The 14,881-nt window shown below is 29.0% G+C and carries 14 protein-coding genes; 1 reads left to right on the forward strand and 13 read right to left on the reverse strand.

Going from position 1 to position 14,881, the window contains the following annotated elements:
- Positions 1-45: 45 nt before the first annotated feature.
- From AC2JAQ_RS14300 to AC2JAQ_RS14315, 4 genes are all read right to left on the reverse strand, one after another.
- Positions 46-2,277, reverse strand: coding sequence for a ribonucleoside-diphosphate reductase subunit alpha (locus tag AC2JAQ_RS14300; protein ID WP_488457021.1), 2,232 nt, complete (start codon positions 2,275-2,277; stop codon positions 46-48).
- A gap of 282 nt (positions 2,278-2,559) precedes the next feature.
- A complete protein-coding gene (locus AC2JAQ_RS14305) occupies positions 2,560-2,916 on the reverse strand; it encodes an arsenate reductase family protein (RefSeq protein WP_488457022.1) in 357 nt (118 codons plus the stop codon).
- Positions 2,917-3,032: 116 nt separating this feature from the next.
- Entirely contained in the window at positions 3,033-4,865 is a 1,833-nt protein-coding gene (locus AC2JAQ_RS14310) for a sensor histidine kinase (RefSeq protein ID WP_488457023.1), read from the reverse strand.
- Complete coding sequence (locus tag AC2JAQ_RS14315; RefSeq protein WP_423239020.1) at positions 4,843-5,541, reverse strand: response regulator transcription factor; 699 nt, start codon at positions 5,539-5,541, stop codon at positions 4,843-4,845. The genes AC2JAQ_RS14310 and AC2JAQ_RS14315 overlap by 23 nt, the downstream gene beginning before the upstream one ends.
- Before the next feature lie 253 nt (positions 5,542-5,794).
- Here AC2JAQ_RS14315 and AC2JAQ_RS14320 point away from each other — a divergent pair, with 253 nt between their 5' ends.
- Positions 5,795-6,652: a YitT family protein gene (locus AC2JAQ_RS14320; RefSeq protein WP_488457024.1), complete on the forward strand. Its 858-nt coding sequence runs from the start codon at positions 5,795-5,797 to the stop codon at positions 6,650-6,652.
- Between the two features lie 235 nt (positions 6,653-6,887).
- On the opposite strand, the gene cwlD is transcribed toward AC2JAQ_RS14320, so the two are convergent.
- The 9 genes from cwlD to rplQ all read right to left on the reverse strand — a co-directional run bounded on the left by cwlD (position 6,888) and on the right by rplQ (position 14,880).
- Positions 6,888-7,580, reverse strand: coding sequence for an N-acetylmuramoyl-L-alanine amidase CwlD (cwlD, locus tag AC2JAQ_RS14325; protein ID WP_488457025.1), 693 nt, complete (start codon positions 7,578-7,580; stop codon positions 6,888-6,890).
- A 210-nt stretch (positions 7,581-7,790) separates the two neighbouring features.
- Positions 7,791-9,404 (reverse strand): Na/Pi cotransporter family protein, encoded by a 1,614-nt coding sequence (locus AC2JAQ_RS14330; protein ID WP_423239017.1) that lies wholly within the window; start codon positions 9,402-9,404, stop codon positions 7,791-7,793.
- 518 nt (positions 9,405-9,922) lie between these two features.
- Positions 9,923-10,315 carry a 30S ribosomal protein S9 gene (gene rpsI, locus AC2JAQ_RS14335; protein WP_003454434.1) on the reverse strand — a complete coding sequence of 131 codons (393 nt, stop codon included), beginning with the start codon at positions 10,313-10,315 and terminating at the stop codon, positions 9,923-9,925.
- A gap of 26 nt (positions 10,316-10,341) precedes the next feature.
- On the reverse strand, positions 10,342-10,776 hold the full coding sequence (rplM, locus tag AC2JAQ_RS14340; RefSeq protein WP_423239016.1) for a 50S ribosomal protein L13: 435 nt from the start codon (positions 10,774-10,776) through the stop codon (positions 10,342-10,344).
- 146 nt (positions 10,777-10,922) lie between these two features.
- On the reverse strand, positions 10,923-11,657 hold the full coding sequence (gene truA, locus AC2JAQ_RS14345) for a tRNA pseudouridine(38-40) synthase TruA (RefSeq protein ID WP_488457026.1): 735 nt from the start codon (positions 11,655-11,657) through the stop codon (positions 10,923-10,925).
- Between the two features lie 172 nt (positions 11,658-11,829).
- Positions 11,830-12,636: an energy-coupling factor transporter transmembrane component T family protein gene (locus AC2JAQ_RS14350; RefSeq protein ID WP_488457027.1), complete on the reverse strand. Its 807-nt coding sequence runs from the start codon at positions 12,634-12,636 to the stop codon at positions 11,830-11,832.
- 15 nt (positions 12,637-12,651) lie between these two features.
- Positions 12,652-13,509: an energy-coupling factor transporter ATPase gene (locus AC2JAQ_RS14355; RefSeq protein WP_488457028.1), complete on the reverse strand. Its 858-nt coding sequence runs from the start codon at positions 13,507-13,509 to the stop codon at positions 12,652-12,654.
- Complete coding sequence (locus AC2JAQ_RS14360) at positions 13,494-14,339, reverse strand: energy-coupling factor transporter ATPase (protein ID WP_488457029.1); 846 nt, start codon at positions 14,337-14,339, stop codon at positions 13,494-13,496. The genes AC2JAQ_RS14355 and AC2JAQ_RS14360 overlap by 16 nt, the downstream gene beginning before the upstream one ends.
- Before the next feature lie 199 nt (positions 14,340-14,538).
- The gene (rplQ, locus tag AC2JAQ_RS14365) at positions 14,539-14,880 is read right to left on the reverse strand and encodes a 50S ribosomal protein L17 (protein ID WP_423239011.1); all 342 of its coding nucleotides are present in this window, start codon (positions 14,878-14,880) and stop codon (positions 14,539-14,541) included.
- Position 14,881 lies beyond the last annotated feature (1 nt).

Here is a 14,881-nt window from a genome sequence, read left to right on the forward strand (position 1 = left end):
ATCAGATGAGTATCTCTAATATTTTAAATCTCTCTTTTAATCTAATTATGCTGAACAACTTTCACATTCTTCAACGGTTAATGATTTACTTCTTACATAGTAAATACTCTTAACTCCATTTTTACAAGCTGCAATGTAAAGATTCATTATTTGTCTCATAGTATAATCTGTAGTTATATATAGATTAAATGATTGTCCTTGATCTATATGTCTTTGTCTTACCCCATTTGCTTTAACTGTAAACTCCTGATTTACATTATAAGCTGAAACATAATACCAGAAGTTCTCTTGGCACAATCCTGGTGCTACCTTTGGAGTTATGCTTCCTTTCTTTTCTTCTAACCAGAATCTATTCATAACTGGATCTATACCCTCAGAAGTTCCTGCTAAAGTCGCTGTTGAACCATTTGGAGCTACCGCAAATAGATATCCATTTCTCATACCATATTTACTAACCTCTTCTCTTAGTTCTTTCCACTGAGGTGAATTATATTCTCTTAATTCAAAGTAATCTCCATTGCTCCAATCAGAACCTTCAAATAATGGATAGCTTCCTTTTTCCTTAGCTATATTTAAACTAGCCTTTATGGCATAGAAATTTATTCTCTCATAAACTTTATCTACAAAATCTAAATGTTCTTCTGAATCCCAAACAATTTTATTATTTACAAGCATATGATGGTATCCTGATGTTCCAAGACCAACTGCTCTATATCTTTTGTTTGTTATCTCAGCAAATGGAACTGAATAGTAATTTAAATCTATTACGTTATCCATAGCTCTTATTTGAGTTTCAACTACGTATTCTACTTCCTTATCTGATGTAACATCAACATTTCCTAATACTACTGAAGATAAATTACAAACAACGAAATCTCCTGGCTTAGTTTTTTCAATAACTACTATATCACCATTCTCATCCTTAATTTCTGTTTGCTCTATTTCCATAGCACTCATATTTTGCATTATTTCAGTACAAAGATTTGATGAGTATATCATGCCCTTATGTTTATTAGGATTAAATTTGTTTACTGTATCTCTATAGAAAGCAAATGGTGTTCCTGTTTCTGCCGCACTCTTTATTATAAGTCTAACAATATCCTTAACACTCATAACTCTTTTTTCTATTCTATCGTCCTCTACACATTCGTAATATCTCTTTTCCCACTCTTCTCCGTAGAAATCCTCTAAAGAATATCCTTTAACATTCTTTATTTCATGAGGACACATCATATACCAATTAGCATCTATATCATTTTCTGCTAGCTTCCAGAATAAATCTGGATAACAAAGACCTGGGAAAATATCATGTGCCTTCTTTCTATCATCTCCATTATTTGTTCTTATTTGAAGAAACTCTGGTAAGTCTTTATGCCAAGCATCTAACCAAATAGCAACTGATCCATTTCTAACTCCTAGTTGGTCAACGGCTACAGCTGTGTCATTGAATAACTTTATCCAAGGTATAATTCCGCCTGATGCCCCTTTAAAGCCTCTTATGGCTGAACCTAGAGCTCTTACTTTACCCATATAGATTCCCATTCCGCCACCAAACTTAGAAACCTTTGAGAAATTATCTAATGATTTATATATACCTGCTAAACTATCATCTACAGTGTCTATAAAACATGAGCTTAATTGATAGAATGGTTTTCTAGCATTAGACATAGTTGGTGTAGCCATTGTAGCTTTTATAGAACTTAAAACATCATAAAATCTTTTAGCCCAGTAAAGTCTCTTTTCCTTCTTCTCAGGAATAGCAAGGTGCATAGCAATTCCCATAAACATTTGTTGAGGAAGTTCTAATGGTAATCTATTAAAATCTTGAACTAAGTATCTTTTAGCTAATAAATTTATTCCACTGTATGTAAATAAAAAATCTCTTTCTCTTTTTATTTCTTTTTCTAACTCTTCTATATCTTCTTTAGAGTAATTTTCTAAAATATATTTTCCGTATAACCCTTTATCAGTAAGTTCTTTTATAAAATCATAGAAGTTATCATATGGATCTACTCCCTCTTCTAAGTCTCTGTTTACTCTTACTTCTTCATATAAATTCTTAACATATAACTTTGCCGCAATTTCCTGCCATCTTGGTTCTGTTTGAGAAGTTAACTCTAATGAAACTTGTATGAAAGATTTTATTATCTCTTTTTCCCCCATTTTTGATGTAACTATATTATCTAAAGCAATCATTAATTTCTCTTCAGTATATAGCCCTGTTTCATCATTTAGTTCTTCTATAGACCATGCACAATATTTCTTTAATAGTGTCATTAGCTACCCCTCCACAATATATAGTAATTAATTCTTATTTTCGCACAATATCTTGACAATTTATTATAATAATTTAAGTCTATTTTGTAAAACTTGAATTTCTTGAAAAAGTTAGGTTTTTGTATCAATAACTCTTATTATATAAGTTATATTTTCTTTTTTTAATGTTATTTGCTTAATAATAATTATTGACATTTTAAATTTATTCCTACAATAAGTAAAATAAAGCTTTTAGTATATTAATAAAAAAAGACTACAGAATTTTTTTCTGTAGTCTTTTAATTATTTTAACTTTTCAGCCCATTCTTCTTCTTTAAATCCTATAAGGATTAAATCACCTTTTATAAGTAGTGGTCTTTTTACTAACATCCCATTACTTGATAGTATTTCTAAAAGCTCATCCTCACTAGCAACTTTTACTTTATCTTTTAGGTTCATTTCTCTATATAATTTACCTGAAGTATTAAAAAACTTACTTAAATTAGCTCCGCTTTTTTCATACCAAGTTTTTAATTCCTCTTTAGTTGGATTTTCTTCAACTATCATTCTATCTATAAAATCTATATTATTCTCCTCAAGCCACTTCTTGGCCTTTCTACAAGTGCTACATTTAGGATACTCTAAAAATAAATAGCTCATTTCCTCACACCTTCTCTTAATTAGTATTTTAATAAATAATTTTTATTAGATAAATATTATTATATAGTAATTATACTCTTTATGTGAAGATTTTAAAATAAGTTAATAATAAAAGACTATAATTTTTCTTCATTATTATCTTCTTTGTTCTTAGGTATTATTACAAAAGCTTTAAATAAATCGCCCTCACATTCAACTCTAAATCTACCATTATGAAGTTCTACAATAGTTTTAGCTATGGCTAATCCTAATCCAGATCCTTCTATAGTTGAATTTCTTGATTCATCTCCTCTTGCAAATCTTTCTAAAATATCCTGCTCATCAAAATCTAAGGCATATGATGAAATATTTTTAAATGATATTTCTATATAGTTTTCTAAATCCTTTATCTCAACATAAACCCTAGTGTTCTCTAGACTATATTTTAAAGCATTAGTGGTTAAGTTTTGAAATACTCTAGACATTCTCTGAGGATCTATTTTAACCATACATTCCTCTGGTCCATTTATCTTAAACTGAATTTGTTTTTCTGAATATATGTCCTCAACTTCCGCTATACATTGATATATAAGTTGAATTATATCTATATTATATTTAAATAATTCAACTTTACCTGAAGACATCTTAGAAACCTCAAATAAATCATCTATAAGCTTTTTAAGCATTTGAGATTTTTTATCTAGTATTTCTATATATTCTTTTCTTTCCGCTTCTGTTATATCATTTAATTGAAGGATATTTACATAATTTATTATTGAAGTTAATGGAGTTTTCAAATCATGTGAAACATTAGATATTAATTCTGTTTTAAGTTTTTCATTTTTTACTCCCTCTTCAACTAATTCTTTATATCCTAATCTTAAGTCATTAACATCATCTGCTAACTCCCTTATTTGTTTATCATCATTATCCTTTATTTCAATCTCAGTATCACCTTTTTTAACTTTTTCTATATCTTTTATTATAGTATCTAATCCATCATACTTTCTTATGAATTTTCCGATAAAATGAACTATAAAAATAATTGGAATCAACCATAAATATCTATTATCTGTTAACACATAGTGATATTGCTTCCATACGAATTCTATATTTCTCATAAAACCATTTATAAGCATATATATTATTGTAAAAGAAATAGTGAATATAACCACTTTATCTTTTAAAAACTCTTCTATAAACATTTTCTTCGTAATTAATACATTTAAACACTCTAAAAATTTATAGAAGTAACCATTTCTCCAGCTTTCTTTATAAGCTCTTATTCCCATATTCTTAATCATAGCTAGTTTTTTTATAATTAAAAGCATCATTAAAACTGTAGTAGTCATAGTCACAATAAAAGCAATTTTAATTGAACTTATTTCAGAATCATAAAGTTCACCTCTAGAAAAGTATATTTCTTCATAATTATCTGAAGGATTGATTTCCTTAAAAACTACATTATCGTTTTTAGATAAACTTTCCAAAACTTCTTTAGGCGTTGAAAGATTGTATGGTTTCTCATAAAACCATACTCTATTAGAGTAATATTCTCCAGTTTTCTTATTTACTAAAACAACTCCTGAATAACTAGTTGCTCTTTCTTGAAGCTTTGAAATAAAAGCTTGCTTTTCTTCCCTTGTATCTAGACTATCTAATGTACTTAAATAGTTAGTTTCATTATATAGAAAGTCCGATATATCTACAGATTGAGCTAAAAGTCTACTTTCTCTATATTTCTGTGGACTTATCAAAGCATCTCTATACATAACATGATTACTTATGTTAGGATTTAACTTTGCATTTAATTTTACTATGTTTTGAAAATCATATCCTCCAAATAAAATAATATATAGAACAGGAATAAATACTGCAAATATTATTATAAACATGTTCTCTATACTTCTTACAGAAAGACTATAATTCCTCCACCATCTAGAAAAACTATTTGTCAATTTTATACCCAAGTCCCCACACCACCTTTATATACTCAGGGTCTTTTGAATTAATTTCTATTTTTTCTCTCATTCTTCTTATGTGAACTGTTACTGTATTTTCACTTTTATAAAAAGGTTCTTCCCATACTCTTTCATATATTTCTTTAATTGAAAATATTCTTCCTGGATGCGATGCTAAAAGTGTTAATATTTTATATTCCGTTGCTGTTAACTTGATATTCTCACCTCTTAAAGAAACCTGTTTATTTACTGTATCTATAGTTAAATTTTTTATTACTATTAAGTCTTGAGTATTTTCTCTATTTAAAGGATAGTCATATCTTCTTAATTGAGATTTTACTCTAGCAACAAGCTCTAGATGGTTAAATGGTTTTGTAACATAATCATCTGCACCAATATTTAAACCTAATATCTTGTCACTATCCTCTGATTTTGCTGATAGTAATATTATTGGTATATTTCTACTTTCTCTTATCTTTAGGCAAGTTCTCATACCGTCTAATTTAGGCATCATTATGTCTAAAACTACTAAATGGATATCTTCTTTATCAAGAACCTCTAAGGCTTCAAATCCATCTCCAGCTTTTATTACATTTATCCCCTCACCTCTTAAATATATATCTATTGCATCTCTTATTTCTTTTTCATCATCAACAACTAAAACATTAAACTTTTCTTTTTCCATAATAAAGCACTCCTTAAACTTATGCCTCCCTTAAATAGTAAAGGAGGAAAATTAAAATTAACATATTTATTTATTACGATTTTATTAAGATATAACTTCTACTATTAATTCAATGAAAATCTTAGTATATACAATGTATTTTACCATAAAAACACATTAGTTGCTTTTTCAATGTATTCATTAGCTTTACTTTACAAAAAAAAGCATTATAATAACCTATGAAATTATTTATTGTAAATTTAGGAGAATCCCAATGAATTACATTAGAGAGAAAAAAGAATTACTAATTGATAATGCATTTATTATTTTAGGTTGCTTTATAGCTTCTTTAGGCGTAAACCTATTTTTATCAAATGCAAAACTTCTTAGTGGTGGAGCAACAGGTATTGCACTTATCTTTCAATACTTAGTGGGAGTTAACTCAGGTATTGTTGTTTTACTTATAAACATTCCATTATTTATACTTAGTTATTTTAAACTTTCTAAGCAGTTTACATTTAACTCAGCTATAGGAATGTTAGCTTTATCCTTATCATTAATGATAACAGCACCAGTATCACATCTTGTTACATTAGATGATAAATTACTATACTGTGTTTTCGGTGGTGCTATATGTGGTTTTGGTTATGGAATAGTATTTTCTAAAGGTGGATCAACTGGCGGAACAGATATTGTTACTATGGTTATTCGTAAAAAATACTCAAACTTTAACATAGGATCACTAAGTTTCGTTCTAAATATGTGTATAGTTGCTTTAGGAGCAGTCTTCTTTGGTTTAGAAACAGCGCTTTATACACTTATATCTATATTTGTACAAACAGTATTAGTTGATAAAGTTATTAAGGGTATTCACTCAAAACAGTTACTACTTATAATAACTGATAAGGAACAACAAGTGATAAATTATATAATAAATGATCTTCATAGAGGGGTAACTTCTCTTTTAGCTGAAGGTGAATACACTCATGATAGAAAGAAAATGCTTTATTGTCTAGTTACTACAAGACAAATGATTGAGTTGAAAAATACAATACATTATATAGATCCAAGTGCTTTTGTAACTATAATTGACGTTTCAGAAGTTAAAGGAAAAGGCTTTAAAAATATATAAAATAAAAGCTATGCTAAATGCGGCATAGCTTTTTTATTGTCATAATAACTAAATAAATCAAAGTATATATATAGTAGATTTATTTTGAGGAGTTTTTATGAATAAATTTAAATTACTTAATTTTTTAATATGTCTTTTATTTATAATACTATTTTTCTTAATATTAAACCTTATTTTTTTATCCTATAAATTTAATTCTATTAGGCCTAATGATATTGAAGTAAATTTTTCAAGCCTAGTTTTTCTTTTCATCTACTGTTTTAAAGTATTCATCTACTGAATTTGATATGGCATTAGCAATTTTAATTTGGTACTCTTCCTTACTTAATAATACGCTTTCTTCTGGATTTGATAAGAATCCACATTCTAATATTACAGAAGGACATTCATAGTCATCACTCAATATTTTATATTCTTTCTTTGCAACCTTTGGTGCTCTTTTGTTACTTGAATCAACCTCTTCTCTAAATTTTTGTTGAATTATTTGCCCTAACTTTTGACTTGCTTCATTGTTAGCACTCCATACTTGAGCTCCTTTGCAACTTTTTTGTGGAAACATATTTTGATGTATGCTTATAAAAGCATCACAATTACTTTCTTTTTTCATCTTAACTCTATTAGCTAAATCTTCTCTTTTCTTTTCTTTTACCTTTTTGCCTTCACTATATAAACCTACATCTTCACTTCTTGTCATTACTACTTTATATCCCTTACTTTCTAAAACAGCTTTAGTTTTTAAGGATATTGATAAGTTTATATCCTTCTCTAATATTCCGCTTGCACTTTTTCCTCCCCCATCGATTCCTCCATGTCCAGGATCTATCACTATTACCTTTCTACATTCCTCTGCATTAACTTTTACTAAAATCATATTAAAAGCTAAAAAAGAAATCATCACCATTGATAAAATCTTAATTATTTTCTTCATTTAGAATACCTCCTATATTTATGTAATTATATATCCTTAATGTTCTATTAAATAGAAATCATAAAGAAGCATTAATATCAAAGTAAATTTAATTCTTACTTTAAATTATTAAAATATGAAGTCCAATTTATTTTTTCCTATATATAAAGAAATATTCTAAAAGTCTATACAAAAAAAGAACACCCAATTCTAGGTGTTCTTTTAATAATCTTAGTAAACTTCCATAACACTTTCAGCTATGTTAGTTGCATGGTCACCGATTCTTTCAAAGTTACTTAATAAGTCCATAAATATTGCACCATCATAAGCACTACAAGAACCTTGACTTAATCTCTTAATATGATTTTCTCTAAATTCTTTTTGTGATGAATCTATCTTTCTTTCTATTTCGTAAATAGTTCCAGCTTCATCTACATTTTCATTTGCATAGGCATCTATTGTTATGTCTAAAGCTTTAATTGTTTGATCATATATATAATCTATTTCTTTTAAAGCATCTTCACTGTATTTTAGATTTCTTCCTATTTTCTCTAATGTTAAATCTGCTATATTTTCAACGTGATCACCAATTCTTTCAATATCATTTACAACATGGAAAGTTGATGCTACTAAGTTACTTTCTTTAGCAGATAATTCACATTTAGATAATTTAACTAAGTAAGAAGTTATTGCCTCTTCTAATATATTTATAAGTTTTTCATTTTCATATACTTTTTTAACTGAACTTTCATTATTTTCTTTAAAAGCTTTCATACTTAACTCTAAGTTTTCTTTAGCTTTATTTGCCATTCTTAAAGTTTCTTTTTGAACTTGTCCTGCAGCTATTACTGGTGTTTCCAATAATCTTTCATCAAGATACTTAGGTCCACAGTGCTCAATCTCATCTTCACCTCTGATTATTTTGTTAACTACCATAATCATATACTTACTTAATGGTACAAGTATTATAGTAGCAATTACATTAAAGATTGTGTGAGCATTAGCTATTTGTCTTTCAACATCTCCTGGGCTCATTTTCATAACAAAATCTCCAAGTGGTGTTATAAATGGTATAAATATTAATGTACCTAAGATATTAAACATTAAATGTATTGCAGCAGCTTTGTGTGCTGTTTTATTGGCACCAATACTAGCTAGTAAAGCAGTTACACATGTTCCTATATTACATCCAAATAATATTGGTAATGCAACTTTTATATGTATAGCGCCTGTTGATGCTAAGGCTATTAATATACCTGTTGTAGCTGATGAACTTTGTAGTATAGCTGTAAGAGCTAAACCTGTAAATATTCCTAAAAGCCAATTATCTCCAATAGCAACTATAAGTTCTGAGAACATAGGTGATGAAGCTAGTGGTTTTAATGATGAACTCATTATTCCCATTCCCATGAATAGGATACCAAATCCTAATATTATGTTAGCAACATCTCTTCTTTTCTTTTGCTTAGCTGACATTAATAATACAACACCAATTATTACAAATAAAGGTGCAATCTCATCTAACTTAAAGGCAACAAGTTGCGCTGTAATGGTTGTCCCAATATTAGCTCCCATTATTACTCCAGCAGCCTGTGCTAAGTTCATAAGACCTGCATTAACGAACCCAACTACCATTACTGTAGTAGCACTTGAACTTTGTATTACCATAGTAACAAAAGCTCCTACTAAAACTGCTGATATAGGATTTTTAGTAACTTTCTCTAATATACTTTTTAACTTATCACCTGCAGCGTTTTCTAACCCTTCTCCCATTAACTTCATACCGAAAAGGAATAGTCCTAAACCACCGGCAACTTGAATTAAAGTAAAAATTGCATCTTTCAAGATACTTCTCCTCCAATTTGCTTAATTTGTAAAGTACAAATCTCTAATTTTTCTTTTTTAATTTTAAAATATCAATCCTATAACATTTTACAATATAATCACTTGTTTGTTAAGTTTTAAAGATTCTTTTTAACTTAAACTTAATATAGAATCCATTTTTTTGAATTTTTTTCTAATTAATATCCAATTTATTTAAAACAACTAAATGTAGAATACATTTACATCAAGTTATTAAGCCAATTTCAAGATTTTATAATATTTATTGTCTAATCAATATATTTATATTTTTATTTTAAAATTATTAATATTTATTGTGATATATCTTCTCTATTGCCCCTAGTATTTATAAATCCTCATATTCATATTCATTTTCAATCTGATTTATATATTTTAATAAAAAAATAAAAATACTTTTTACTCTTAAAATACAATTATTTTATTAACTAAAAGTCCCTATTCTTATAAAAAGACATAAAAAAAGAAGGAGAAATTCCTCCTTCTTTCTGATAAAAGCAATATTATCTCTTTGAGAATTGTGGAGATCTTCTTGCTTTCTTTAAACCGCATTTCTTTCTTTCAACCATTCTTGGGTCTCTAGTTAAGAATCCAGCTTTCTTTAATTCTGGTCTTAAGTTTTCGTCAGCTTTTAATAAAGCTCTTGATATACCATGTCTTATAGCTCCTGCTTGACCTGATAATCCACCACCATGAACGTTAACTAAAACGTCATATTTGTCTTTAGTTTCAGTTAAAACTAATGGTTGGTTAACTACAACTCTTAAAGTTTCTAATCCGAAATATGTTTCGATTTCTCTATTATTTACTATAACTCTACCTTCACCTGGTACAAGTCTTACTCTTGCAACTGATTTCTTTCTTCTTCCAGTTCCCATGTATTGAACTTTTGCCATTTGAACTCCTCCTCCCGAGCTTATAATTAGTATCTTAACTCAAGTACTTCTGGTTTTTGAGCAGCGTGGTTGTGCTCAGTTCCTCTGTACACATTTAATTTCTTTAACATTTTTCTTCCTAAAACGCCTGTTGGAAGCATTCTTCTAACTGCTTCTTCAAAAGCAACTTCAGGTTTCTTTTCTAAAACTTCTCTGTATGGAGTTTCTTTTAATCCACCAGCGTATAAGCTGTGCTTTCTTAACATTTTTTGGTCTAATTTCTTACCAGTTAAAACAACTTTCTCAGCGTTTATAACGATAACGAAATCTCCACAGTCAACATTTGGTGTAAATGTTGGCTTGTTCTTTCCTCTTAATATTGAAGCAACTTGGCTAGCAACTCTTCCTAGTGGCTTTCCAGCAGCGTCAACAACATACCATTTTCTTTCAACTTCTTGTGCTTTTGCAATGTATGATTTCATCGTTTTCCCTCCCTAGAATTTTAAAATAGGTTTTATATGTCCTCGTACTTTATGTTAAGATCCTTATTGAATCCCGTACATCTCTCTTACAAACAAATACAATTATAATACACGCTTACGGGCGTGTCAATACATTTCACGTACTTTTAGTAAAAAACTTTTTCTAAGCATAGTCCTGTTGGCGGAACACAAATTCCAGCTTTTTTTCTATCACCAGAATCTATGACTTCCTTTATATATTCTGGCTTCTCTTTTCCTCTTCCTACTTTAAGCAATGTTCCAACAATTAATCTTACCATATTGTATAAAAAGCCATCTGCTGAAACATATATTTTAATTTTATTTCCATCTGTTTCAATATGAATATCAGTTATTGTTCTCACAGAAGTTTTAACTGTTCCACCTGGTCTTTGAAATGCCTTAAAGTCATGTTTCCCTAAAAAGTATTTACATGCTTCTTTCATAGCTTCAACATCTAAAGACTTTTTAACATGATATACATAGTTTCTCTCTAATGCTGGTGGCTCTTCTCTATTTAATATAGTATAGCAATAAGTCTTTCCAGTGGTCATATATCTAGCATGAAAAGCTTCATCAACCTCTTCTGAATTCATTATAACTATATCCTTTGGTAGCTTTGAGTTTAATGCAGCCTTAAAATTTCTCCCTGGTATGCTAGAATTGGTCTTAAAATTGGCAACATAAGCTTTCGCATGGACTCCTGAATCAGTCCTACTGCTTCCTAGTAACTCAACATCTTCCTTTGTAACTTTTTTTATGGCTTCTTCAACCTTTTGTTGAAGAGTATTTCCTATAGGTTGTTTTTGCCATCCAAAATAAGATGTTCCATCGTATTCTATAGTTAACTTTATATTCTTCATACAATCATTCCTTTAATCTTTTTTATAAAACTATATTATAACTATTAATAATTAATCTCTAAATTTATTTTTTCAAACAAAGAAAGACTACAATTTTGCAGTCTTTCTTTTATACTATCAATATTTAATTCACATTAAAAGTCTTAAACTACAAATTAAGACTAAGCTTATACTACATAACTCTAACTACTATTGATAAAGCTAAAAGTACTCCTGCCATTCCAAAAGAGATAAAATCATTCTTAGAATACTTTAAAACTTTCATTCTAGTTCTTCCATCTCCACCTCTATAGCATCTTGCTTCCATAGCCATAGCTAATTCATCAGCTCTTCTAAATGAACTAATAAATAAAGGAATTAATAGTGGTATTAAACTTTTTGCCTTTTGTATTATGTTACCTGATTCAAAATCTGCCCCTCTAGCTTTTTGAGCTTTCATGATTTTATCAGTTTCATCAATTAAAGTTGGTATAAATCTTAAAGCAATTGTCATCATCATTGCTAATTCATGAGCTGGCACTCCAATTTTCTTAAATGGCTTTAATAAACTTTCAATACCATCAGTTAACTCAATTGGAGATGTTGTAAGTGTCAATACTGAAGTTCCCATTATAAGCAAAATAAGTCTTAAAGCCATGAAGATAGCTGTTCTTATTCCGTCCTTATAAATATATAAGAATTTCCAATGCCATATAAGAGTATCTTCTGTACCCTTTATCATAAATATATTAAGTGCTGCTGTTATAGCTATCAGTAAAAATACAGGTTTAAGTCCTTTATATAAATATTTAAATTGTAATTTAGATATTAATACAGTTGCACCTAAGAAGGCTATTATAAATATATATCCCCAAAACTTATCTACTATAAATAGTGAAGCAATAAAGATAAATGATATTAATATCTTAGTCCTTGGATCTAATTTATGTACAAAAGAATCCCCAGGAATGTATTGACCTATAGTAATGTCCTTTAACATAATTTTTTATCCTTCCTAATTATTATTCCTTATTATTTCTAAAAGAGCTTCTTTAGCTTGAGAAATAGTAAATATCTCTTCTGATATATTAAAGCCCTTCTTTCTTAACTCTCTTATTAGGTAAGTAACTTGAGGAACAGCTAAACCTATTTTTTCTAAGATTTCAACCTCTTTAAACACCTCTGCTATCTCACCATCTAAAACTATTTCTCCACTATTCATAACTATTACTCTATCGGCAATCTTAGCCACATCCTCCATACTATGACTAACCATAATTATGGTCATTCCATATTCCTTATGAAGGATTCTTATTTGAGCAAGTATATCTTCTCTTCCCTTTGGATCTAAACCAGCTGTTGGTTCGTCTAATATAAGCACTTTAGGTTCCATTGCTATAACACCAGCTATGGCAACTCTTCTTTTTTGTCCACCACTTAAATCAAAAGGTGATTTATCCTTATATGTTTCGTAATCAAGACCAACCATTTCCATTGATCTCTTAACTCTCTTACTTATCTCTTCTTCGCTTATACCTAAATTTCTTGGTCCATACTCAATATCTTTTTCAATAGTCTCTTCAAATAATTGATATTCAGGATATTGAAATACTAATCCTACCTTTTTTCTAATATCACTTAATTTAACTTTTTTATCGGCTATATTAATTCCATCAACTATTATATTTCCACTAGTAGGACTTAATAGTCCATTTAAATGCTGTATAAAAGTTGATTTTCCTGAACCAGTATGACCAATTAATGCGATAAACTCTCCATCTTTTATTTCACAATTTATATTATTTAAAGCTATCTTTTCGAAAGGTGTTTTAGGCATATATACGTGATTTAAATTTTCTATTTTAATTGACATAAAGCATTCACCATCTCATCTATATTTAATATTTCTGTTGATATATCTATTCCTTCTTTTTGAAGTTCATAAGCTAATTCAGTAACTTGAGGAACATCTAGTCCAATTGATTTTACCATTTCTACTTGTGAAAAAATTTCTCTTGGAACTCCTTCCATTACTTTTTCACCTTTATCCATAACGATTATTCTATCAGCTTGTGCTGCTTCATCCATATAGTGAGTTATAAGTATTATAGTAATTCCAAACTTTTTATTTACTTCTTTTATAGTTTTCATTACTTCTTTTCTACCTGAAGGATCTAGCATTGCTGTAGGTTCGTCTAAAACTATGCATTTAGGTCTCATTGCTAATATACCTGCAATTGCAATCCTTTGCTTTTGTCCTCCTGATAATAAATGTGGTGCATGCTTTCTATACTCATACATACCAACTGCTTTTAATGAATCGTCTACTCTTTCCCTTATTTCCTTAGGATCAATACCTAAGTTCTCTGGTCCAAAAGCAACATCCTCCTCAACTATGGTAGCTACTAATTGGTTGTCTGGATTTTGAAAAACCATTCCAGCTCTTCTTCTAACTTCCCAAATATTTTCTATATCAGAAGTATCTAATCCATCAACATACATCTTTCCGCCACTAGGAAGCAATAAAGCATTCATATGCTTTGCCATAGTTGATTTTCCTGAACCATTATGTCCTAATACAACTAAAAATTCTCCCTTTTTAACTTCCATAGAAACGTGATTTATTGCAATCTTCTCAGTTTGTTCTTCAGCGTTGACATATTTAAAAACTAAGTCTTCACTTTTAATCATATTTTCTCCCATACTAGCCTCCTATAAAGCCAACTCTAACTATATCTCTCAATATATATTAAATCTAATAAATTATTTCAAGTATAAAAAAATACCTACTTATAAAATAATACTATTAATAATTTATTTTGTAAATAGATATTTCCTTATTTTAATTTTTTATATGACAAAAGAGGATTAAGTAAAAACTTAATCCTCTGTAAGAAATATATTATACTAATTCAAGTATAACAACTTCAGCTCCGTCTCCTCTTCTAGGACCAACTTTGTACATTCTAGTGTATCCACCGTTTCTCTCAGCGTACTTTGGAGCTATGTTGTCAAATAAGTTTTTAACAACTTCTTCTTCTGTAACAAATGCTAACACTTGTCTTCTTGCATGTAAATCTCCTCTTTTTGCAAGAGTGATCATTTTTTCTGCAAGACTTCTAGCTTCCTTAGCTCTTGTTTCAGTAGTTTCTATTTTACCATGCTTTAAGAAGCTTGTAACAAGATTTCTAAGCATAGCTTTTCTTTGATCAGTAGGACGACCTAACTTACGATATCCTGCCATG

Source organism: Clostridium sp. LIBA-8553 (genome assembly GCF_057782465.1).

Bases quoted from the DNA above. Each gene is read 5' to 3' on its own strand.
- AC2JAQ_RS14300 (WP_488457021.1), bottom strand. From the start codon at position 2,277: ATGACACTATTAAAGAAATATTGTGCATGGTCTATAGAAGAACTAAAT.
- AC2JAQ_RS14305 (WP_488457022.1), bottom strand. From the start codon at position 2,916: ATGAGCTATTTATTTTTAGAGTATCCTAAATGTAGCACTTGTAGAAAG.
- AC2JAQ_RS14315 (WP_423239020.1), bottom strand. From the start codon at position 5,541: ATGGAAAAAGAAAAGTTTAATGTTTTAGTTGTTGATGATGAAAAAGAA.
- AC2JAQ_RS14320 (WP_488457024.1), top strand. From the start codon at position 5,795: ATGAATTACATTAGAGAGAAAAAAGAATTACTAATTGATAATGCATTT.
- cwlD (WP_488457025.1), bottom strand. From the start codon at position 7,580: ATGAAGAAAATAATTAAGATTTTATCAATGGTGATGATTTCTTTTTTA.
- rpsI (WP_003454434.1), bottom strand. From the start codon at position 10,315: ATGGCAAAAGTTCAATACATGGGAACTGGAAGAAGAAAGAAATCAGTT.
- rplM (WP_423239016.1), bottom strand. From the start codon at position 10,776: ATGAAATCATACATTGCAAAAGCACAAGAAGTTGAAAGAAAATGGTAT.
- truA (WP_488457026.1), bottom strand. From the start codon at position 11,657: ATGAAGAATATAAAGTTAACTATAGAATACGATGGAACATCTTATTTT.
- AC2JAQ_RS14350 (WP_488457027.1), bottom strand. From the start codon at position 12,636: ATGTTAAAGGACATTACTATAGGTCAATACATTCCTGGGGATTCTTTT.
- AC2JAQ_RS14355 (WP_488457028.1), bottom strand. From the start codon at position 13,509: ATGTCAATTAAAATAGAAAATTTAAATCACGTATATATGCCTAAAACA.
- AC2JAQ_RS14360 (WP_488457029.1), bottom strand. From the start codon at position 14,339: ATGGGAGAAAATATGATTAAAAGTGAAGACTTAGTTTTTAAATATGTC.
- rplQ (WP_423239011.1), bottom strand. From the start codon at position 14,880: ATGGCAGGATATCGTAAGTTAGGTCGTCCTACTGATCAAAGAAAAGCT.